Origin of the sequence: Halomonas sp. 72, assembly GCF_052379785.1 — a bacterium.
GTDB lineage: Bacteria > Pseudomonadota > Gammaproteobacteria > Pseudomonadales > Halomonadaceae > Vreelandella > Vreelandella citrativorans.
The window spans coordinates 135,078-156,173 of the sequence record NZ_JBQSYY010000005.1 but is presented as its reverse complement, the minus strand read 5'-3'; the positions used below and the strand labels follow the sequence as shown (position 1 = coordinate 156,173).

The 21,096-nt window shown below is 55.1% G+C and carries 21 protein-coding genes; 10 read left to right on the top strand and 11 right to left on the bottom strand.

The features are described from left to right. The first annotated feature begins 155 nt into the window (after positions 1–155). The 7 genes from ACT3T6_RS07575 to tldD all read left to right on the top strand — a co-directional run bounded on the left by ACT3T6_RS07575 (position 156) and on the right by tldD (position 10,112). Positions 156–1,193 carry a rod shape-determining protein gene (locus ACT3T6_RS07575; RefSeq protein ID WP_087109456.1) on the top strand — a complete coding sequence of 346 codons (1,038 nt, stop codon included), beginning with the start codon at positions 156–158 and terminating at the stop codon, positions 1,191–1,193. Between the two features lie 24 nt (positions 1,194–1,217). Next, entirely contained in the window at positions 1,218–2,159 is a 942-nt protein-coding gene (mreC, locus tag ACT3T6_RS07570; RefSeq protein WP_193053817.1) for a rod shape-determining protein MreC, read from the top strand. Continuing rightward, positions 2,159–2,647 carry a rod shape-determining protein MreD gene (gene mreD / locus ACT3T6_RS07565; protein ID WP_172116300.1) on the top strand — a complete coding sequence of 163 codons (489 nt, stop codon included), beginning with the start codon at positions 2,159–2,161 and terminating at the stop codon, positions 2,645–2,647. The genes mreC and mreD overlap by 1 nt, the downstream gene beginning before the upstream one ends. Positions 2,648–2,649: 2 nt before the next feature. Then, positions 2,650–3,252, top strand: a complete 603-nt coding sequence (locus tag ACT3T6_RS07560; protein WP_193053816.1) for a Maf family protein — start codon at positions 2,650–2,652, stop codon at positions 3,250–3,252. Positions 3,253–3,326: 74 nt separating this feature from the next. Continuing rightward, positions 3,327–4,790: a ribonuclease G gene (rng, locus tag ACT3T6_RS07555; RefSeq protein WP_193053815.1), complete on the top strand. Its 1,464-nt coding sequence runs from the start codon at positions 3,327–3,329 to the stop codon at positions 4,788–4,790. Between the two features lie 4 nt (positions 4,791–4,794). Then, positions 4,795–8,661, top strand: coding sequence for a YhdP family phospholipid transporter (locus tag ACT3T6_RS07550; protein WP_193053814.1), 3,867 nt, complete (start codon positions 4,795–4,797; stop codon positions 8,659–8,661). Continuing rightward, positions 8,658–10,112, top strand: a complete 1,455-nt coding sequence (gene tldD / locus ACT3T6_RS07545; RefSeq protein WP_193053813.1) for a metalloprotease TldD — start codon at positions 8,658–8,660, stop codon at positions 10,110–10,112. The genes ACT3T6_RS07550 and tldD overlap by 4 nt, the downstream gene beginning before the upstream one ends. Before the next feature lie 3 nt (positions 10,113–10,115). Here the strand turns inward: tldD and yjgA are convergent, their stop codons facing one another. After that, positions 10,116–10,637 (bottom strand): ribosome biogenesis factor YjgA, encoded by a 522-nt coding sequence (gene yjgA / locus ACT3T6_RS07540; RefSeq protein WP_192526324.1) that lies wholly within the window; start codon positions 10,635–10,637, stop codon positions 10,116–10,118. Positions 10,638–10,733: 96 nt separating this feature from the next. On the opposite strand from yjgA, the gene pmbA reads away from it, so the two are divergent. Further along, positions 10,734–12,074 (top strand): metalloprotease PmbA, encoded by a 1,341-nt coding sequence (pmbA, locus tag ACT3T6_RS07535; protein WP_193053812.1) that lies wholly within the window; start codon positions 10,734–10,736, stop codon positions 12,072–12,074. A 10-nt stretch (positions 12,075–12,084) separates the two neighbouring features. Here the strand turns inward: pmbA and ACT3T6_RS07530 are convergent, their stop codons facing one another. From ACT3T6_RS07530 to ACT3T6_RS07485, 10 genes are all read right to left on the bottom strand, one after another. Next, entirely contained in the window at positions 12,085–12,354 is a 270-nt protein-coding gene (locus ACT3T6_RS07530; RefSeq protein WP_172116307.1) for an HPr family phosphocarrier protein, read from the bottom strand. Between the two features lie 60 nt (positions 12,355–12,414). After that, the gene (rapZ, locus tag ACT3T6_RS07525) at positions 12,415–13,329 is read right to left on the bottom strand and encodes an RNase adapter RapZ (RefSeq protein ID WP_193053811.1); all 915 of its coding nucleotides are present in this window, start codon (positions 13,327–13,329) and stop codon (positions 12,415–12,417) included. Between the two features lie 67 nt (positions 13,330–13,396). Beyond that, entirely contained in the window at positions 13,397–13,867 is a 471-nt protein-coding gene (locus ACT3T6_RS07520) for a PTS sugar transporter subunit IIA (RefSeq protein ID WP_193053810.1), read from the bottom strand. 4 nt (positions 13,868–13,871) lie between these two features. After that, the gene (gene hpf / locus ACT3T6_RS07515; protein WP_172116309.1) at positions 13,872–14,180 is read right to left on the bottom strand and encodes a ribosome hibernation-promoting factor, HPF/YfiA family; all 309 of its coding nucleotides are present in this window, start codon (positions 14,178–14,180) and stop codon (positions 13,872–13,874) included. A gap of 98 nt (positions 14,181–14,278) precedes the next feature. After that, the gene (locus tag ACT3T6_RS07510; RefSeq protein WP_193053809.1) at positions 14,279–15,691 is read right to left on the bottom strand and encodes an RNA polymerase factor sigma-54; all 1,413 of its coding nucleotides are present in this window, start codon (positions 15,689–15,691) and stop codon (positions 14,279–14,281) included. Positions 15,692–15,814: 123 nt separating this feature from the next. Next, the gene (lptB, locus tag ACT3T6_RS07505; protein ID WP_193053808.1) at positions 15,815–16,564 is read right to left on the bottom strand and encodes an LPS export ABC transporter ATP-binding protein; all 750 of its coding nucleotides are present in this window, start codon (positions 16,562–16,564) and stop codon (positions 15,815–15,817) included. Between the two features lie 9 nt (positions 16,565–16,573). Continuing rightward, on the bottom strand, positions 16,574–17,065 hold the full coding sequence (lptA, locus tag ACT3T6_RS07500) for a lipopolysaccharide transport periplasmic protein LptA (RefSeq protein WP_193053807.1): 492 nt from the start codon (positions 17,063–17,065) through the stop codon (positions 16,574–16,576). A gap of 8 nt (positions 17,066–17,073) precedes the next feature. Then, complete coding sequence (gene lptC / locus ACT3T6_RS07495) at positions 17,074–17,646, bottom strand: LPS export ABC transporter periplasmic protein LptC (RefSeq protein ID WP_193053806.1); 573 nt, start codon at positions 17,644–17,646, stop codon at positions 17,074–17,076. Next, a complete protein-coding gene (locus ACT3T6_RS07490; protein WP_172116313.1) occupies positions 17,646–18,188 on the bottom strand; it encodes a KdsC family phosphatase in 543 nt (180 codons plus the stop codon). Before ACT3T6_RS07490 ends, lptC begins: the two co-directional genes overlap by 1 nt. Before the next feature lie 36 nt (positions 18,189–18,224). Continuing rightward, a complete protein-coding gene (locus tag ACT3T6_RS07485; protein WP_172116314.1) occupies positions 18,225–19,211 on the bottom strand; it encodes a KpsF/GutQ family sugar-phosphate isomerase in 987 nt (328 codons plus the stop codon). Between the two features lie 255 nt (positions 19,212–19,466). Between ACT3T6_RS07485 and ACT3T6_RS07480 the strand changes: the two genes are divergently transcribed. Together ACT3T6_RS07480 and mlaE are read left to right on the top strand one after the other, a co-directional pair. Continuing rightward, a complete protein-coding gene (locus ACT3T6_RS07480) occupies positions 19,467–20,288 on the top strand; it encodes an ABC transporter ATP-binding protein (RefSeq protein WP_172116315.1) in 822 nt (273 codons plus the stop codon). Next, positions 20,288–21,088, top strand: coding sequence for a lipid asymmetry maintenance ABC transporter permease subunit MlaE (gene mlaE / locus ACT3T6_RS07475; RefSeq protein ID WP_172116316.1), 801 nt, complete (start codon positions 20,288–20,290; stop codon positions 21,086–21,088). Before ACT3T6_RS07480 ends, mlaE begins: the two co-directional genes overlap by 1 nt. The last annotated feature ends 8 nt before the right edge of the window (positions 21,089–21,096 follow it).

Here is a 21,096-nt window from a genome sequence, read left to right as displayed (position 1 = left end):
TCTTGTGTAGCAGACGTGGAAAATAGCCGCAAAAGGTAGCACATTTTGACCTCCGCGGGCAGTGTTCAGCGCGACTCGTGCTTGCTGCCAAGGGGTTGCGGTGATACCGTTTGCATCCGCACAGGGTTCCCGGTCTGCACTAGGTAACAACATCCATGTTCAAACGTTTGAGGGGGCTGTTTTCCAGCGATCTGTCGATCGATCTGGGTACGGCCAACACACTGATTTATGTTCGCGGTCGTGGCATCGTGCTTGATGAACCGTCCGTTGTCGCCATTCGCCAGTCTGGCAGTATGCGTAGCGTGGCATCGGTAGGTGCCGACGCAAAGCGCATGCTGGGACGTACGCCTGGCAATATTACCGCCATCCGGCCCATGAAAGACGGCGTTATCGCCGACTTTACAGTCACCGAGCAGATGCTTCAGCACTTTATTCGTAAAGTGCACCAGAGCACCTTCCTGACGCCTAGCCCGCGCGTACTGGTATGCGTACCGTGCATGTCAACGCAGGTTGAACGGCGAGCGATCCGTGAGTCCGCTGAAGGGGCTGGCGCCCGTGAAGTGTTCCTGATCGAAGAGCCAATGGCTGCTGCGATTGGAGCAGGGCTGCCAGTTGAGGAAGCGCAAGGTTCGATGGTGGTAGATATTGGTGGTGGTACCACCGAGATTGCCATTATTTCGCTTAATGGCGTGGTGTATTCAGAATCGATCCGCGTAGGCGGTGACCGTTTTGATGAGGCGATCACCGCGTACGTGCGCCGCCACTATGGCAGCTTGATTGGTGAAGCCACGGCTGAGCGAATCAAGGAAGAGATTGGTTGCGCCTACCCCGGTGGTGAGCTGCGTGAAATCGACGTCCGTGGGCGTAATTTAGCGGAAGGTATACCGCGCAGCTTCACGTTGAACTCGCACGAGATTCTGGAAGCGCTGCAGGAAACGCTTGGCTCGATTGTCGCCGCTGTTAAAAGCGCACTTGAGCAGTCGCCCCCAGAGCTTGCTTCTGATATTGCGGAGCGCGGTTTGGTGTTAACAGGCGGTGGCGCGTTGCTGCGCGACCTCGATAAGCTGATTGCTGAAGAGACGGGATTGCCGGTCATCGTTGCCGAAGACCCACTTACCTGTGTGGCAAGAGGCGGCGGTAAAGCGCTTGAAATGATCGATCAGCACACTTTTGAGCTGCTCTCAAGCGACTAATTTTTAGCGGTTTATCGCGGGGGATTGCCTATTAAACCGCTATTTTCACACGGGTCGCTGCCGGGCTACCGGCTGTTTTTCTGCGTGCTGGCGGCAAGCGCCTTGATGTTTGCCGACCACCGATTTACACGCATGGAAGGCGTGCGCGCCCAAATGACGATGGTTGTTGCGCCTGTTCAATGGATTGTTAGCGTGCCTAGCGATCTATTGAATTGGGGCGCGCTCGCGCTGTCTGATCAGCAGGCATTGGTGGACGAAAACCGCCGACTGCGCGAACAAATTCTGACGCTGTCTCATCGTGGGCAGCGCATGGCCAACCTGACGGCTGAAAATACCGAGCTTCGTCATCTATTAAACGCCGCAGAACGGCGCCAAATTCCTTATATCAGTGCAGAGCTGCTTTCCCTGGATAATGACCCGTTTAGCCATCAAATGGTGGTTGATCGTGGGCATCGTAACGGGGCGTATGTTGGGCAGCCTGTGATTGATGCGTCGGGGCTGGTAGGCCAAGTGACAGCCGTTTCAGCGTACTCTAGTCGTGTGCTGTTGCTGGCAGATGCAAGCCATGCATTGCCGGTTCAGATTAACCGTAACGGATTGCGCTTTATTGTCCAGGGGGCTGGTCGCTATGGCAGCGTCAATGTATTACACGTGCCAGACACGGCGGATATTCGGGAAGGCGACTTGCTCACCACCTCAGGGATTGCCGGTCGTTTTCCACCAGGATACCCCGTTGCGCGCGTTACCAACGTTTATCATGACCCCGGCCAGCCATTTGCGCATGTAACGGCTGAACCTACTGCCCAGTTGCAGCGTGCTCGTCATTTCTTGCTACTTTTCCCACCGCCGCGCGAAGACATCGAAGATTCAATTTGGGATGAGTCCATGGATATCTCAGCCAGCGCGATACATGCAGCCCAGCGCCTTGCGCCAGCGGTACCTGCTGACCCTCAGGAGGTTCGCTAATGGCGCGTGCACCTGTTGTACCTTTGGTAGTGGTGTGGTTTAGCTTGATTCTGGCGCTGTGTTTGCAAGTCATGCCACTGGCCGAGGGGTGGCAAGTTTATCGGCCTGAATGGATCGGGCTAATGCTGATTTACTGGTGTATGCGTTCACCTGACCGAGTCGGTGTCTTCCATGGCTTTGTGCTTGGGCTGCTGCTTGACCTGGTAGAGGGAACGGCGCTTGGTCAACATGCGCTGATATTGTCGTTATTAGCGTTTCTATGCGCCCTGGTGTATCCGCGCTTTCGAGCGTACTCACTGGTTCAACAGTCGCTATTGGTGCTGGTGCTGCTTGGCCTGGTGCAGTTAGTCGAGCAGTGGTTACGTACCTTAACCGGGGAGTTCTCAATACACCTCTCTTTCCTGATGTCGGCGTTAATCAGTGCCTTTTTATGGCCATGGTTAGCTACCATGTTTAAGGCACTGGAAAGACGCTTACTGGGGGCTTAGGCATGCAGTCAACGCTGGCTACTACATCATCGCCCATGCTTTGTTTGGCGTCTGCTTCACCCAGGCGGCGAGACCTGCTGGCGTCCATTGGGGTGACGGTGAGTGTTATACCCAGCGATGTAGATGAAACGCCGAAACAGGGAGAGTCAGCAGCGGCTTATGTACAGCGTCTTGCGGTTGCCAAGGCCTTGGCCGCTGCGCCGAAGACGCTGTTACCGGTGCTTGGGTCGGATACCGCCGTAGTGGTAGACGGTACTATTCTGGGCAAGCCGGTTAATGCAGACGATGCCGCCGCCATGCTGAGGCAGTTGTCGAATCGGACGCATCAGGTGCTGACGGCGGTGGCTGTTACGGGGCCCAAGGGGGTGCTGTGTTGCTGCGTAACGACGGACGTCAAGATGCGACAGGTCACCGCTCAGGAAATTAGCGATTACTGGTTAACGGGTGAGCCAGCGGACAAGGCGGGCGGATATGCCATACAAGGCTTGGCCGCCATTTTTGTCGAAGAAATCAAGGGTAGCCACTCTGCCGTTGTGGGTTTGCCGCTTTATGAAACGGCGCAGTTGCTTGGCCAGCAGGGAGTGCCTATTTGGATGGGGCATTAATACTCGCACACTTATTCGTCGTCTCATGCCCCCTGTAACGGGTGTGATATACGTGAACCGAGAAGGAATTTTGCATGAGCGGTGAAGTCCTCATCAATTTAACGCCCATGGAAACACGGGTTGCGCTCGTTGAAAATGGCGTTTTGCAAGAGGCGCTTATAGAGCGCTCACGACGACGTGGCATTGTAGGTAATATCTACAAAGGCAAAGTGGTTCGCGTATTGCCTGGCATGCAGGCTGCCTTTGTCGATATTGGCCTTGAGCGCGCGGCGTTTATCCATGCCCATGAAGTTATGCCCTCCGGCACGCCCGTTGATGAGCAGCAAACCATTGGGCAGTTATTGCACGAGGGGCAAGCGCTGGTTGTACAGGTAACCAAGGACCCCATTGGTACGAAAGGGGCGCGTCTTACCACGCACCTCTCTATTCCCTCTCGCTATCTGGTGTATATGCCCGACTCTCCTCATCATGGAGTTTCGCAGCGCATTGAAGATGAGCGTGAACGCGAGCGCCTGAAGGCCCTGCTGGATAGCAGCATTACTGAGCAAACATTGGAAGTGACTGGCGGCTTTATCGTACGCACGGCCGCTGAAGGCGTCGGCGATGAGGAGCTGGCGGGCGATATGCACTTTTTGCTGCGTATCTGGCGTAAAGTTACCGAGCGCAAAATTAGTGCGGCGCCGTCCAACGTCATTTATGACGACTTGCCGCTGTTTATGCGTACCTTGCGCGATGTGATGCGTGATGACATCGAGAAAGTGCGTATCGATTCTCGGGAAAATTTTGTCAAGCTGGTCGAATTTGCCGAAGAGTTTATGCCTTATGCCGTGGATAGAATTGAGTACTATCCAGGCGAGCGGCCCATTTTTGATCTCTATAGTGTAGAAGATGAGATTCAGAAGGCGCTGGGCCGCAAGGTGCAACTGAAGTCAGGCGGATATCTGGTTATTGACCCGACCGAGGCGATGACAACCATTGATGTCAATACGGGGGGGTACGTTGGGCACCGCAACCTCGAAGAGACCATTTTCAAGACCAACCTCGAGGCAGCAACGGCCATTGCCCGCCAGCTTCGGTTACGCAATCTGGGCGGTATCATCATCATCGATTTTATCGATATGGCGGAGGTAGAGCATCAGCGCCAGGTTATTCGTGTGCTTGAAAAAGCGCTGGAGCGTGATCATGCCAAGACCAAATGCACCGGTGTTACCGAGTTAGGGCTTGTGCAACTGACGCGCAAGCGTACTCGTGAGAGCCTTGAGCAAACGTTGTGCGATGCCTGTCCTACGTGTAGCGGACGCGGCACGCTCAAAACCCCTGAAACGGTGTGCTACGAGATCTTCCGCGAGATTCTGCGTGAAGAACGCGCCTATAGCCCTGAAACGTATACCGTGCTTGCTTCCCAGGCCGTCGTTGATAGGCTGCTGGATGAGGAGTCGGCGGCAGTGGCAGACTTGGAAACGTTTATTAATAAAACGATTCGTTTTCAGGTGGAGCAACACTACTCACAAGAGCAGTACGACATTGTGTTGATGTGATGCCATGACGATCCGCTCGCTGACGCGTTGGAGTTTACTTCTGCTTGCCTGGGGACTGGGCGGTATTGCGGTAATAGCGCTGCTTTTCCGGCTCATGGTCAGTCAGGCAGATACTTTGACGCCGCATGTTGAAGCTTTTTTGGAAGCTCAGATTGGTGTGCCGGTAACGATTGAAAACCTCTCCTTTTCAATGGCGCGTAGTGAGTTGATCGTGGAGCTTGAAGGCTTTGGGGCCGAAACGCCGAGCGGTCAGCCGCTTTTTTCACTGCGCCAAGCCGAGCTGCGTCTGGATATTGGCGCATCGCTACGTAATCTCTTGCCTATTTTTAGCGATATCAGATTACATCAAACCGAATTTCACCTTTATCAAGGAGTGGACGACGTTTGGCAGTGGCCCGACCCTGCCAAGCTGCCGGTGCATATAGCGCCAGAGCAGGATGTTGACCTGCCAACCATTGATGCCTGGACGGAATGGGTATTGCGCCAGCAAATCTGGATTGATGACACACGTGTTGTGCTGCACGGCAAGCAAGAGCGCGTCATGCTCGAAGCTCCTGCGCTGTTATTAGCCGGCAATCAGCAAGGGGCAAAACTTCAGGGTACGGTCGACGTTCTTGATTCGGAGCGTAGCGAAGCGCCACCAATACCCGCTGTACAGCTACTAGCGGAAATGCAGCCGGGCCGAGATGGCCTGAACGACTTCTCTGCCACGTTGAAGCTGGAGGCCCAGTTTGATCAGTTACTGACGCTGGTTGAGCTGTTTCGGCCAGAACATGTGCCGAACCTGGAGCAGGCCGGAGGCGATGCACGCGTGTGGGGCCGCTGGTATGAAGGCGGGCTTCAGGAGGTGCGCCTTGCCATCGATATCCCTGAGCTAGTGCTGCGCCAGGATATTCAGTTCGCCGTGCTAAGAAACATACAAGCACAGGGTGAGTGGCAACGCGAAGGAGAGGGCGGTGAAGCGTGGTTAAGCGGTAACGCAGAGAGTGTTGATTGGGCCGAACCTGGCGAGGCGATAGAAGGCCCAGCACTGCCGCATCACTGGTACCTGTCTCATCGGCCAGGCCAGTGGGCGCTGCGTACCAGTGCTTTTGAGCTGGCTTCACTCACTGCTTGGCGAGACTACGTATTGTTACCCGAATCCGTGACGCGTGTACTGGAAACGCTGGCTCCGAGGGGGCGGGTGCAAGGGCTGAGCTTAGGCCAGAAGGAGGGTAGCTGGGAGGTCGATGCGGCGTTAACCAGCGTCGAAGTATCGCCCTGGGAAGGCGCACCAGGTGGCGGCCCCATGGATGCCTGGGTTCAAGCTCGGGACTCCCGTGGTCGGGTGACGTTTAATAGTGCCGGTGACAGTTCGCTCTATTTCCCAGACTTGTTCACCGAACCCATGCAGCTTCAGCAGGCTGAGGGCATCGTAGAGTGGGTCTACGATGGACCTAATACGATGGTCAGCGGCCGTCAAATTAACGTGGATTGGGACGATGCCCAGATAAGCGGTGGGTTTGGGTTAGTGGTTGCAGAGGAGACAGGTCGGTTCGGACTGGATATCGATTTTGCCAATGTCGATGCGCTTGAGCGCCCTCTGGGTCAATGGCTGCCCTTACATGTATTCGATGAGGAACTGCGTGACTGGCTGCTAGATGATATTGGCGGCAAGGTGCCTAATGGTTCGCTCAAACTGAGTTTGCCTATCGAGAGCGACATTAGCGCTGATGATATATCCGCAACGCTGGCACTAAAGATAACCGAAGGGCATTTGCCTATTGCCCCCGGCTGGCCTCGCCTGGAGGATGTTGAAGGGCGTTTAACGTGGCAAAATCAGGTGCTTGAAGCGCGGGTTGAGCATGCCCAGAGTCGCGGTATAACCGCTTCACAAGGCGAGCTGACCATGCAAGATGAGATACTCAATGTGTCGGGTAACCTGCATGGCGATGGCTCCGCCCTGATCGCATTTTTAACATCGATACCTGATGTCGATATGAATATTCTCAACGACCTTCAGGCTGAAGGCGAGGTAGAGGCTGATTTAGCCATATCGCTACCTCTGGAAGCGCCAGATAATTTCCAGCTGGAAGTCAATGCAGTCCCTGCGCTCACCCGTGTCGCTTACGCCCCCGTGGGCGAGGCGCTTCGGGCGGTAAAGGGCCAGTTAACCTGGCAGCAGTACGGTGACAGCATGGCGCTAATAGGCAGTGTCGATGGACAGCTATTGGGCGGCGATATTAGTGCTGACATGCATACCCAGCGAGACGGTATCCGCTTGCGGGGGCAAACGCCGGTGGCGTCACTTTTCTCATTGGTGGATATACCTGCCGAGCAAGGCAAGCAGCTGCTTGATGGAACGATGCAGTGGCAAGGGCGCGTAACGCTTGAGCCAGGCCCTGCGCTATCTCTAGAAAGCCAGCTTGAAGGGGTGCGTCTTGATCTGCCTGAACCTTTTGCCAAGGCTGTAGGCGAGCCTTGGCCCTGGACGCTTAATGCTGATTTCGACAGTGGCCGGGTGGAGAGCCGCTTGGCCGATATCGCGCATTTACGCTTAAAGGATCGGTTAGGTGACGTGTCAGGCAACCTGCATGTGGCGGATGCTGAGGTAAGCGCACCCGAGTGGCCGATGCAGTCTGGCTTTCGCTTACAGGCAAACCTTCCTCGCATTGACCCAATGGCGTGGCAACAAGCCGTCGCTCCACTGTTTCGAGGCGACCAGGGTGTGAGCGGTGATCTAACCGCTCAACTATCCGGTCAGCATCCGCCGTTGGAGTTTTCCCTGGATACCGCTTGCCTTGTCTATCAGCAAGCATGCGCTGGTGATGCGGCATTAATCGGCAGTGTACAGAATGGCACAGTTACCGCAGCGCTTGAGAGCGACTTGGTGACGGGGCATCTTCGCTATCAGCAAGCAGCTCAGCACCCTCTGGATATCACCATTAGCCAGTTAGCACTGGATCGGCTGACTAATTTGGCAGATACGAGCAGTGAGTCAGAAACGACCTCGCCGGATTCCTGGCTCGGTGAAGTGGAGACGCAGCGCACAGTGCCTGCGGCTATTCCTGAGTGGCTGGCTGAGCTACCCGATGGGCGACTTCGGTTGGCGGAAATGAGCATGGGGGAAAGCCGTTTCGGGCCTTTATCCGCCTATTGGCACACTGAACCAGGCCGGTTTTCGCTAATGCCGGTTGGGTTAACGCTTGGGCAACTTTCTGCTCGTGGTGAACTCTATTGGGAGGGCGATGCCTCGACCAGTCGAACCCAGGCCAATATTTCCATTGAAGGCGGCGATGTAGGTACCGCTCTTGAGCGCATGGATCAACCCGTTGCCTTACGCAGCCGACGTACTACCGCAACCGCCAATCTTGGCTGGGCAGGCGCACCATGGCAGTTCTCGTTAAATCAGGCGCAGGGCGACATAGGCATCGACGTGCAGGATGGGCGCTTTATGCATCTGGACTCTGCACCGGTGCGTCTCGTTGGCCTGCTGAATTTCGATAATATATTGCGTCGATTGCGGTTGGATTTTTCTGACGTCACCGGCACGGGTACCGCTTTTGATCGCGTTGACGGCACGGCAGCTATCGAAAATGGCCAGCTTTCGTTGAGCGAGCCATTGCAAATTAAAGCACCTGCCGCCAACTTAACCCTAACCGGTAATGTTAACTTGCTTCATCGAGAGCTTGATTTGCGCCTTGGCGTTGTGATGCCGGTGACGCAAACACTGCCCATTGCCGCCATTGCGGTGGGCGCTCCTGTTGTAGGTGGCGCACTATTTATTGCTGATCAGCTTTTTGGCAGCGCTCTGGACCGAGCGACGACCATTCATTATCGCGCGCGAGGCCCCTGGACTTCGCCGCAGGTTACTTTAGAAGGCTCCGAATGACCGCATTTAAGAGCGATATAGACTCCGCCGTTTCCATTCTTCTTACGCCGGGTGGCTTGGACCTTGATGGGCTTGATAAAGGCCTTGAGTACGCCATGGGCGCGGGTGTGGATTACGCCGATCTCTACTTTCAGCGCACCTGGACAGAGGGCTGGGTGTTGGAGGATGGTGAGGTAAAAGAGGCAAGCTACAACATTGATGGCGGTGTGGGCGTCCGCTCCCTGGCCGGAGAAAAAACCGGCTTTGCCTACTCCAATCAGATTAGTGCGGATGCGCTGATCGATACCGGGCGCACGGCCTCAGGCATTGTGCGTAGTGGCAAGCGCTTGCCTGGGCAGTCCGTTAAGCCGGTTTCAGTGGCCCCTTTTTACGCTGGTGTTGATCCTTTAGCGGGGCTGACTGCTGAAGAGAAGGTCGCCATGCTAAAAGAAGCTGATCGCATCGCTCGCGCGGCTGACCCTAGCGTTTCTCAGGTAAGCGCCTCGCTTTCAGGCACTTACGAAGTAGTTCTGGTGCGTGCCAGTGATGGCACTTTGGCCGCGGATATTCGCCCGCTGGTGCGCTTTAACGTTAGCGTAATTGCCGTGAAAAATGGCCGCAGAGAGCGCGGCAGTGCAGGCGGTGGCGGACGCTACTCCATGGCTCGCCTGCGTAATGAAGGTGTTGCCGAGCGATACGCAAAAGAGGCCGTACGCCAAGCGCTCGTCAATCTTGAAGCGGTCGATGCGCCAGCCGGGCAAATGCCGGTGGTACTGGCTTCTGGCTGGCCGGGTATTTTGCTGCACGAAGCCGTCGGCCATGGGCTGGAAGGTGATTTCAACCGTAAAGGCAGTTCGGCATTCTCGGGTCGTATGGGGCAACGCGTCGCTGCCAAGGGTGTGACGGTGGTCGATGATGCCACGATTGCTGATGGTCGCGGCTCGTTAAGTGTCGATGACGAGGGCACGCCCGGGCAAAACACGCCGTTGATCGAAGACGGCATTCTTACTGGCTATATGCAGGACAAGCTGAATGCCCGATTAATGAACATGGCGCCAACCGGTAATGCTCGCCGCGAGTCGTTTGCGCATTTACCCATGCCGCGCATGACCAATACGGTCATGCTGGCAGGCCAGGATGCACCCGAGGATATTATCAAAAGCGTCAAAAAAGGTATTTATGCCGTTAGCTTCGGTGGCGGCCAAGTGGATATCACCTCGGGCAAATTTGTATTCTCAGCCAGCGAAGCCTACCTGATTGAGGATGGTCGCATTACGGTTCCCGTTAAGGGCGCCACGCTGATTGGTAATGGGCCGGAGGCGATGGGGTGTGTCTCCATGATCGGCCACGATATGGCGCTGGATACAGGCATTGGCGTGTGTGGCAAAGAGGGTCAAGGCGTACCGGTTGGGGTGGGTCAGCCCACACTAAAACTGGATGAGCTAACCGTTGGCGGTACGCAGTCCTCGTAAGTGTTAAAGCGCCAGCGTGTCGCGGAGAAGTTTGAACAGCTTACGCGAGCTGGCGGGTGGTTTGTCCTGATCGCGCTCACGCTGAGCGTTGCGCACTAACTGACGTAGCGCTTGGCGATCCGCGTTGGGATAGTCTGCCATAAACTGGTCAACGGCAGGATCGCCTTCTCCAATAAGCCGGTCCCGCCACTTTTCAAGACGATGAAAGGCATGGTCGCGCTGCTCTTTTTCCTGCTCAATTGAGTCAAAGACACCTTGAATCGCGGTCAGGTCCTCTTTGCGAACCAGCTTGCCGACATACTGCATATGACGGCGGCGCCCTTCGTGGGAGCGAATACGAGAGGTCTCTTCGATAGCGCGCAGCATGTCGTCGGAGAGAGGAAAGCGGGCACGCTCAGCAGGTTTCATGGCGATTAAGGTTTCGCCGAGCGCTTGGAGTGCATGCATTTCGCGTTTGAGCTGCGACTTGCTGGGGCGCTCTTCGGGTTCTTGAGTATCAAGGGGCTCGGGGCGTTTCTTCGGCATAGTAAGGCTCACAGACAAGATTCGTTGGCAGCATTATATCAGGCTGCGACAAGAACATTGATTCGGCGATGAGATTCGTACGAAAAAGGAGGCTATATGGCACAGGCATTTGATGCATCCTCGCAGCAGGCACTGTTAACCGCGCGTGCAGAAGAGGCGTTGACCTTGGCCAAGCGCCTGGGAGCCGATGCGGCGGAAGTGGGCGCAAGCGTTGATCAGGGCGTGGGCGTTAGCGTGCGCTTGGGCGATGTGGAGACGGTTGAGCTTTCACGAGACCAGGGCATTGCCGTCACGCTTTACGTCGGCAAGCGCAAAGGAAGTGCATCGTCGAGTGACGCCAGCAGTGCCTCGATTCAAGCAACGGTTGAGAAAGCATTAGCCATTGCGCGTTATACCGGTGAAGACCCGGTGGCTGGCTTGGCGGATGCCGATCAGATGGCGACCGAATTGCCGGACCTTAAGGTTCATTACCCGTGGGCGCTGACAACTGAGCAAGCAATCGACCTTGCGCTTGCCTGCGAGCAGGCGGGTCGTGACGTTGAGGGTATTAGTCAGTCAGAAGGCGCGTCGCTTTCAAGCGGTGAGGGCGTACGGGTTTATGCTAACAGCCATGGTTTTTTAGGTACCCAAAAAGGCAGTAGTCACTCCCTTTCATGCATGCTCATTGCTCAGGATGAAGGCGGTATGCAGCGGGACTATGACTATACCTCTGCGCGTAATCCACAGCATTTGCGCGACCCGAGTGAAGTAGGGCGCGAGGCCGCGGCCCGTACGCTGCGCCGGTTAGGTGCCAAGCGGCCGCCAACTGGCACCTTTCCCATTCTGTTTGATCCTTCGCTGTCTAGTGGTCTGGTTGGGCATTTATTGGGCGCGTTGGCGGGTGGTGCGCTGTATCGCCAATCCTCTTTCTTGTGTGACCGTTTGGGCACGCCGTTATTTCCTGAGTGGTTTAGTCTGGAAGAGCGCCCTATGGAAATAGGAGCGACCGCCAGTACGCCGTTTGATGGAGAAGGTGTACAGACACGTAATAACCGCTTTATCGAACAGGGGCGTATCGCAAGCTATATGCTTTCGTCCTACAGTGCCCGTCGCTTGGGCATGCAAACCACGGGGAATGCTGGCGGTGCCCGCAACGTGCGTTTAGACGCACCCTTGCAGACGCGTGATGCGCTGCTTAAAACGATGGGTCGAGGCATTTGGGTTACCGAACTAATGGGCCAAGGCGTGAACGGCGTAACCGGGGATTACTCGCGTGGTGCGGCGGGCTTCTGGGTCGAGAATGGAGAAATCCAGTATCCGGTTGAAGAATTTACCATCGCTGGAAACCTTGAGCGTATGTTCTCAGGCCTTGTCGGTATCGGAAGTGATATCGATACGCGCGGCAGCATTCATACGGGCAGCTGGTTAGTGGATGCGATGACCGTCGCCGGTAGCTAAAAAAGCCGCACTACTGATCTTCGTCAAAGCGGGCGTCGAACAGCGCTTGGATTGCATCAAGCGCTTGTTCGGCATCCTCGCCTTCCGCACAAATCCGCAGTTGGGTGCCGCAGGGTGCGGCCAGCATCAATAGCGACATGATGTTGGCTGCATCAGCCATTTGCTGCTGTTTATACACCTGTATGCTGGCGGAGTAGTGCTGGCTGCACTTCACCAGTTTTGTGGCGGCGCGGGCATGTAGGCCGCGCTGATTGGTAAGCGTTAAGGTTCTTTCTGGCACCCTGGTTCCTTTTTTCCGAGTGGTGTCATTAGGCATAAGCGTTTACGTAGGGCTGGGCGTCTACTCGGAAAATGGAGGAGCCGTCGGTGGCTCTGCCCGGGTTCCTCGTAGCGTGTATTGCAGCTCCAGTTCTCGGTGACGCAACTGGACTTCGCCGATGAGCGGTGCCAGCTTTTGCGCCAGCTGTTCGGCAATATACACAGAACGGTGCTGCCCGCCGGTACAGCCAATAGCCACCGTCATATAGCTGCGCTGACTATTTTGGTAAGCAGGCAGCCAGCGCTCAAGCATTGCCTGAATATCATGGCTCATCTCTTCGACAATCGGGTAGCCGCGCAGAAACGCAATAATCGTGGCATCACGTCCTGTGTACTGGCGTAGCGTTGGGTCCCAATAAGGGTTGGGCAGGCAGCGTACATCAAAGACTAAATCTGCATCCATGGGTACGCCATGCTTGTAGCCGAACGACTCAAAGGTGAGTGTTAGCTGGTCTTTGCGCTGGTGGGCTACCTGGTCTGAAATGCGCCGACGCAGGTCGTGGACCGATAAGCGTGATGTATCAATCCGCAGGTCGGCCAAATCACGTATTTCGTTGAGCGTCTCTTCCTCTTTCTCTATCGCCTCTTCAAGCGTCATATCACTGTTGCGCGTTAACGGATGGCGTCGCCGTGTCGCAGAATAGCGTTCCAGTAAAATACGTGAATCGGTGGTTAGATAGATAACCTGACAATCTATAGGCCGCGCGCGCAGCTCTTCAAGCAGTGCGGGAAGGCGCTCAAGCGCCGCTGGCAGGTTGCGGGCATCAATACTGACCGCTAGATGCGTGCGCTCACCCTCGTCACGGAGTTCGTCAACCAAAGAACCAAGCAACATGGCGGGGAGATTATCAATGGCGTAATAGCCAATATCTTCCAGCGCTTGTAATGCGATTGATTTGCCAGAGCCAGAGCGGCCGCTAATAATCACCAGTTGCATAGTGGCTCTCTCTGATTGAACGTATAAAAGGGATAACGCATGAAAATGTGTTAGTCGTTATGGGCGATTATGGAGCGGCCTGTTCGCGAATCTTGCCCATTAGCAGGTCAAGCAAATCGTGCTGGCTGCTGGTTTTGCGTAATGCCTGGCGTGTGCTCGCATCATTCATGATGGTGGCCACTTGGCCCAAAAGCGACAAATGCGTGTCGTCAGCCTCTTCGGGAACCAGCAGCACAAAGACGAGGTCGACCGGGTCGCCATCAATAGCATCAAAATCAATAGGTTCTGATAATTTTAAAAAACCCGCAATAGGCGTAACGCAATGTGGGCTGCGCGCATGGGGGATGGCGACGCCGTTACCGATCCCCGTGCTGCCAAGACGTTCCCGGCCGATCAGTCGGCTGAAAACTTCCTGGCTATCCAGACTGGGTGTATTTTGAGCGATAAAGGTGCTGAAAAACTCCAGCACCCGCTTTTTGCTGCCCCCGGGCACGTCGTAAAGTACGCGCTCCGGGGGGAGGATGGTTTCCAACGTCATTGAATTAACGCACGCCAGCGCCTTGGGCGCGAGCTTGTGCTTTTTCCTTGTGCTTAACGAGTTGACGATCAATTTTGTCTGCTAAGGCGTCAATAGCGGCATACATATCGACATCTTCGGCGTCGGCATGTAAGTCGGCGCCTGCCGCATGAAGGGTGCACGCGGCATGTTGGCGCTCCTTCTCAATAGATAAGGTGACTTGTACCGTGGTGATGTGGTCGTAATGACGTTCGATGCGTTCAAGTTTTTCATTAACGTAGTCACGCAAGGCGTCAGTCAGTTCTACATGATGACCCGTGATATTTACTTGCATTGACGTGCTCCTTATCCATCGGACTGAATTTCGATTGTAACCCTTTTTACGGTGTTGCAAAGCCCCTGTCGCGAGTTTTGCCATTTCTCTTGTAACGACTAACGCAAACGACGACGTTCACTTGATGAGGGAATGCCCAGCGACTCACGATATTTCGCCACCGTACGGCGTGCCACTGTGATGCCGCCATCTCCCAGTAATGTCACCAAACGACTGTCCGAAAGAGGTTTGCCGGGAGGCTCATCTTGAATCAACTTTTTAAGCCGGGCGCGAATCGCGGTGCTTGAGTGGCTGTCTGCGCCATCCTGCCCGCTAATTTGGCTTGAGAAAAAGTACTTGAGTTCGAATACGCCCCGTGGGGTATGGATATATTTTTGTGTGGTGACCCGAGAAATGGTTGATTCGTGCATCTCAACCGCCTCGGCAATATCGGCAAGAATCAACGGCTTCATCGCTTCTTCACCGTGCTCTAAAAAACCGATTTGGCGAGTGATAATCTCGCGCCCTACGCGTAGAAGCGTGTCGTTGCGGCTGGACAGGCTTTTGATTAGCCAGCGCGCTTCTTGCAAGTGCTCTTTTAAAAACTGGTTATCCTGACTCTTGTCTGCACGCTTGATTAAGCTGGCGTAGTCGGGCTGGATACGCAGCCGGGGCAGGGCTTCAGGGTTAAGCTCCAGGTGCCAGCCTTCATGGTCATGACGTACGACCAGGTCGGGCGTGATATAGCTATCGTCGGTGACGCCATAAGCGCTGCCTGGGCGTGGGTCCAGGCTTCGGATCAGACCGATCACATCGTCTAGCTGCTCATCGTCCAGGCTTAGGCGGCGCTTTAATAGGCGCATGTCATTTTTGCCCAGCGCTTCAAGAAACTGACGAACCAATCGGCGCGCGGGAACCAGTAGGGGCGTGTCGTCGGGGAGCGTTGCTAGCTGAAGCATCAAACATTCGCGCAAGTCACGGGCGAAGACGCCCGTTGGCTCGAACTGCTGTAAACGCATCAGAATGGTCTCCATCTCTCGCTGGCTGAGACCTTCGATGCTCTGAGCACGTAACCCATCGCGGATATCGTTGAGCGGCTGCGTCAGGTAGCCATTGGCGTCCAGTGCATCAATCAGGCTTTCGGCGATTAGCTGCTCACGAGCCGTAAAGTCGGTCATCGCCAGCTGCCAAAGGAGATGTCCATGCAGGCTTTGTCCCGCGGCCTGGCGTTCAAAATCGGGGCCTTCGCTGCTGCCAGAGCTACCCATGTCCTGGTAAGTATCAGACCAGTCGCTATCGACAGACAGTTCCTCGGGAATGCTTTCTGACCACTCCTCGTCAGGTGTTTCGACGGTCGCCTGCTCGCCGAACTCGTCTTCCTGCTCCAGCATTGGGTTGGCATCCAGTGCCTGCTGAATTTCCTGACGTAGATCCAATGTCGATAGCTGTAGCAGTGCAATCGCTTGCTGCAGCTGAGGTGTCATGGTCAGCTGCGTACCGATACGCAATTGGAGAGAAGCTTTCATGACCATCTGAGAACCACTCGTTAATCGGAAAGCTTCACCCTAGTGCGAGTCATGTTGTTGTGCAAGTGCAATAAGCATGCCACTGATAAAATTTTTACTGCAGATCACTGTTTAGCGGTGAAATTAAATTCATAAGCGAAAATCAGCACCCAGGTAAACTTCCCTCACTTTTTGGTTATCAAGGATAGTCTGAGGGCTGCCGCCAGCAATAATGTGGCCGTCACCGACAATATAGGCGATATCGCAAATATCCAGTGTTTCTCGGACGTTATGATCAGTAATTAGCACGCCAATGTGGCGCTGTTTTAAGGCGCGAATAATGCTCTTGATTTCACCAACCGAGATGGGATCGACACCTGCAAATGGCTCGTCCAGCAAGATAAACGCGGGCTCTGTGGCCAAGGAACGGGCAATTTCGACGCGTCGCCGCTCGCCGCCGGAAAGGCTCATGCCCAGGTTGTCACGGATGTGGGTAATATGAAAGTCGTCAAGCAGGGCCTCAAGCCGCTGCTCTCGTCCTGCCCTGTCCAGATCTTTGCGGGTTTCCAGAATCGCCATAATATTATCCGCAACCGATAGCTTGCGAAAAATAGACGCTTCCTGGGGTAGATAGCCAATGCCGGCCATCGCGCGTTCGTGCATGGGAACGCGGGTTAAGTCTTGCTCGTCGATACGCACCGTACCCGCATCAGACTTCACCAGACCCACAATCATATAAAACGATGTGGTTTTACCCGCGCCGTTAGGGCCGAGCAGGCCTACCACGCTGCCTTGAGCAATCTCCAGGCTAATGTCTTTAACCACGCGGCGGCGCTTATAGCTTTTTGCCAAGTGATTGGCGTAAAGAGTTTTTATGGGCGGTGCTTCCGCAATAGACATGGTTGACTCCTATTGCGCTGGCTGAAGCGTCATACGAATACGCTGCGGCTCGCTACCGTTTACATCGGAGCGTGCCTGCACCACTTCGCGGTCAATGAAGTACTCCAGGCGGCCACCGGTAAACTGATCACCCGCTTGGGTCAGTTCGGCCTGGTCAATAAGCTCTACACGCCGCTCTGCTACGTGATAAACCACGCGGCGTGCCCATCCTTCCATCGGCGCGTCCTGATCATCGAGTTGATTGCGTAGATAGGCGCGCTCTCCGGTGGCAATAGCGCGAGAAAGCTCACCCGCGTCGTTACGGATAATTTCAACGCGATCACCACGTAGCTGCATACTGCCTTGGCGAATATTGACATCGCCTGAATAAACGGCAGTGCCTGCACGCTGATCAAGGTCTAGCTGGTCGGCTTCTACTTCAATGGGGGCTTGGCTTGTCTGGGCCGCTGCCGATAGCGGCACCGCAAGGGCGAAAAGCGCGGTGCGAATAAAAGCGTTCATAGCGACTCCTAAGGATTTTGTGTTGCGGGGGGGTGATGGCCGCGGACGTTATCGGTTAGTCGGACCTGGCTATCATCAAGCCAAACATCCATACGTGATGCGCTCATTCGTTGAGGTGGCTGCTGAAACACGGCGGGCGCCTCACTCCAGACATGACGCGCTACCCCATCATAATGTAATAACTCAGTATCAAGCTGCCAGCCTTCTGTAGGCGCCAGAAGCCGTGCATCACCAGACAGTGTTAGCGCTTGGGTGGCCGTGTTCAGAACGCCTTCGTTGGCGTGAGCGAGCCACTCTCGGTTATCACTATCAAACAGCGTCGCTTCGGGTTGAGTGACTTCGGCCAGGGTGCTTTGTGGTATGTAAACCAATAAAGGCGCGGCCAGCGACTGCTGGATATGCCCTGTTTCACCAAACAGCGTGATCTCGGCATTTTCCAGCACGTGGCCAGGCTCTTCAGCCTGCGCTTCTTCGTCAACGGGCCGGTCTTCCGGGCCGCGTGGGTCCAGCCATACCAGCAGCCCCCCTAAAGCGACCACCAGGGCCGCTAACCCGACGCGTTTCTTGGTTCTTTGAAACATTACACGCGACCATTCAAATACGACTCAAGAACAGTACTCCAGTGGCCCTGCGCTTCAAGTAATGTATCGCAAATTTCACGTACGGCGCCGTGACCACCCAAGCGGTCGGTAATCCAGTCAGCGTGGGTATGCATGTAATCGGGTGCGTTGGGGACCGTAATGCCAACGCCTGCGCGTTTGATAGGCGCAAGATCAGGCAGGTCATCGCCGCAGTAAGCCACCTGGCTTAGGTTCAGATTGAGGCGCTCGCACAGCGCTTTCAAAGTAGTGAGCTTATCTTCGCAGCCCTGGTGGACAAGGTTAATTCCCAGCGCCGCAGCACGCTGGCTCACCATGGGGGAGTCGCGTCCTGTAATTAACGCCACATGAATGCCCACACGTTTAAGCAACTTTAAGCCATGGCCGTCTTGTGTATGGAAGGCTTTGATCTCGATACCGTCGGCCTGAAAGTATAGCCGTCCATCGGTGAGCACACCGTCAACATCAAGGGCAAGTAGTCGCACATGGCGAAGCTGGTCAAGTAGCGCAGTGGGGAGGGCCATAGGGACTCCTTGTCAGTAAACTGTTGGGTAAAATGGTTAGATAACGCCGCTGGCAAGCAAGTCGTGCATATGGAGCGCCCCAATGGGGCGCTGTTCGTCATCGACGACCGCTAGCGCAGTAATACGGCTGTCTTCCATGATGCGCACCGCTTCGGCGGCCAGTAGGTCGGGGCCAATGCGTTTGCCGGGTCGGGTCATTACATCGTCCACGGTTACTTTACGCAGATCATGAAACTGGTCGAGGGTGCGGCGTAAGTCGCCATCGGTATAAACACCTGCAAGTCGCCCTTCGCTGTCGACAACACAGGTAAATCCCAACCCCTGGCGGGTAATCTCCAAGAGCGCATCACGCAGCGGGCTGCCTAGTGCTATCTGCGGCAAGCGTGTGCCGCTATGCATAAGGTCTTTAACGCGCAATAGCAGTCGTTTTCCCAGGCTGCCACCGGGATGCGATAAGGCAAAATCATCAGCGGTAAATCCGCGTGCTTCAAGTAGCGCAACGGCAAGCGCGTCGCCTAGGGCAAGGGCGGCCGTCGTGGAACTTGTGGGGGCCAAGTCCAGAGGGCACGCTTCGCGCTCAACACCGCTGTTCAGGTGAGCATCCGCATGTTTGGCAAGTGTTGAGCCAGGGCGGCCTGTCATGCTAATTAACGGTGTGCCTAGCCGTTTTAACAGAGGCAGTAGCGCCGTCACTTCGGCGGTTTCTCCGGAGTTTGAAAGCGCCAGGACCACGTCGTTGCGTGTAATCATCCCCAGATCGCCGTGGCTAGCTTCGCCAGGGTGAACAAAAAAAGCAGGTGTGCCGGTGCTGGCAAGCGTGGCGGCCAGCTTTCCTGCTATATGGCCAGACTTGCCCATTCCCGTCACGACGACCCGGCCCTGACACGCCAGCATCAATTCACATGCACGGTCGAAGCTTTCATCAAGCTTGCCTTGAAGACCGCCAATGGCGGCTTGTTCTATTTGCAGCGTGCGTAGGGCGCTTTCACGCAACGGGCTAACAGTGGGTGAGGGCTGGGGCATGAACATCTCGTTTTAATAGAAATACAGTGCAAACGTAGTGCGATTAACTGACAAGAATACCATTTTGTGGGCATCTATAAGCATAGCGCTTTAACGGGTTTTTAGGGTGGGTTGGAACGCATGTCTTGCCATAAGTGCCATTGAAGCCAAGCTTGATGTTCGAGAATATTTAGAAAACGCTGTTTTTAAACGGTAGAATATCCAACCGATAAACGCACCCGCTACTATTAAGTAACAATGGGAGTCAACCAACCCATGACAGACGTTCCCTTCATCGAAATTGAAGACGTGCATTTTTCACGTGGGAGCCATGAGATCTTTCGTGGAATCAGCATGATTATTCCTCAGGGTAACGTCACCGCCATTATGGGGCCTAGCGGTACCGGCAAGACAACCTTGCTAAAACTCATTGGTGGTCAGCTAACGCCGGATCGTGGACGTATTATCGTCGATGGCCAGGACGTTCATCGGCTGTCGCGAAAAGCGCTGTTTGCATTGCGTAAACGTATGGGCATGCTGTTTCAAAGCGGCGCTCTGTTTTCTGACCTGGATGTGTTCGAGAACGTCGCGTTTCCCTTGCGCGTCCATACCGACCTGCCCGATGCCATGATTCGAGACCTGGTATTGCTAAAGCTTCAAGCGGTGGGGCTGCGCGGGGCTCGTCATCTAACGCCTGCAGAACTTTCGGGCGGTATGGCCAGGCGCGTGGCGCTGGCTCGGGCAATAGCGTTAGACCCGGAGCTCATTTTGTATGATGAGCCTTTTGTCGGGCAGGATCCTATTTCCATGGGCGTGCTGGTGCAGTTGATTAAACGGCTTAACCAGGCACTAGCGCTTACCTCGGTGGTGGTTTCTCACGATATTAAAGAGACACTAAGCATCGCCGATTATCTCTATCTTCTCGCTGATGGTCAGGTCGTCGCTGAGGGAACGCCGCAAACACTCAATGCCAACCAGGACCCACGCGTTAGCCAGTTCGTTCATGGCGAGCCAGATGGCCCTGTGCCGTTTCACTATCCCGCCGAGACGCTGTATAGCGATATTCTTGGCCCCGTTACCGCGACAAGGGCAGGGTAATGCAGTCGAAATTTGAACAAGGCATCGGCTATATCGCCCGTTTGGGGCGTAAAGGGTGCGATGTAATGGAAGCGCTGGGCCGTGCCGGGCTATTTCTTGGTCAGTCAGCGGTCGGCGTGCCGTCTCGTGAAGGGTGGAGCCTCTGGCTGCGTCAAATGCATTTTGTGGGCGTGCTTTCGCTGGCGATTGTGATCGTATCGGGACTTTTTATTGGCATGGTGCTGGCGCTGCAGGGCTACACTATTTTGGTCGACTTTGGCGCGGAGCAGGCGTTAGGGCAAATGGTTGCGCTTTCCTTGCTGCGGGAATTGGCGCCGGTTGTCGCTGCGCTGCTGTTCGCCGGGCGGGCAGGGTCGGCACTCACCGCTGAGATTGGCTTAATGAAAGCCACCGAGCAGCTAACCAGTATGGAAATGATTGGCGTAGACCCACTGCGTAGAATTATTGCGCCCAGGCTCTGGGCTGGGTTCGTTTCGCTGCCCATTCTAACGGTTGGCTTTAGCGTCGTGGGTATTTGGGGTGGCTACCTGGTCGGTGTGGAGTGGCTTGGCGTTTTTGAAGGCTCTTACTGGAGCAACATGCAGGCCAGCGTATCGTTTATCGGCGATGTAGGTAACGGCATCATCAAGAGTCTTGTCTTTGCCGTCGTTGTTACCTGGATCGCGGTGTTTCAAGGCTATGACTTAATGCCGACGTCTGAAGGGATTTCGCGGGCCACAACGCGTACCGTCGTTTATTCATCGCTTGCAGTATTGGGGCTTGATTTTGTATTAACCGCCGTAATGTTCGGCGGCCTTTAATAGGTGGA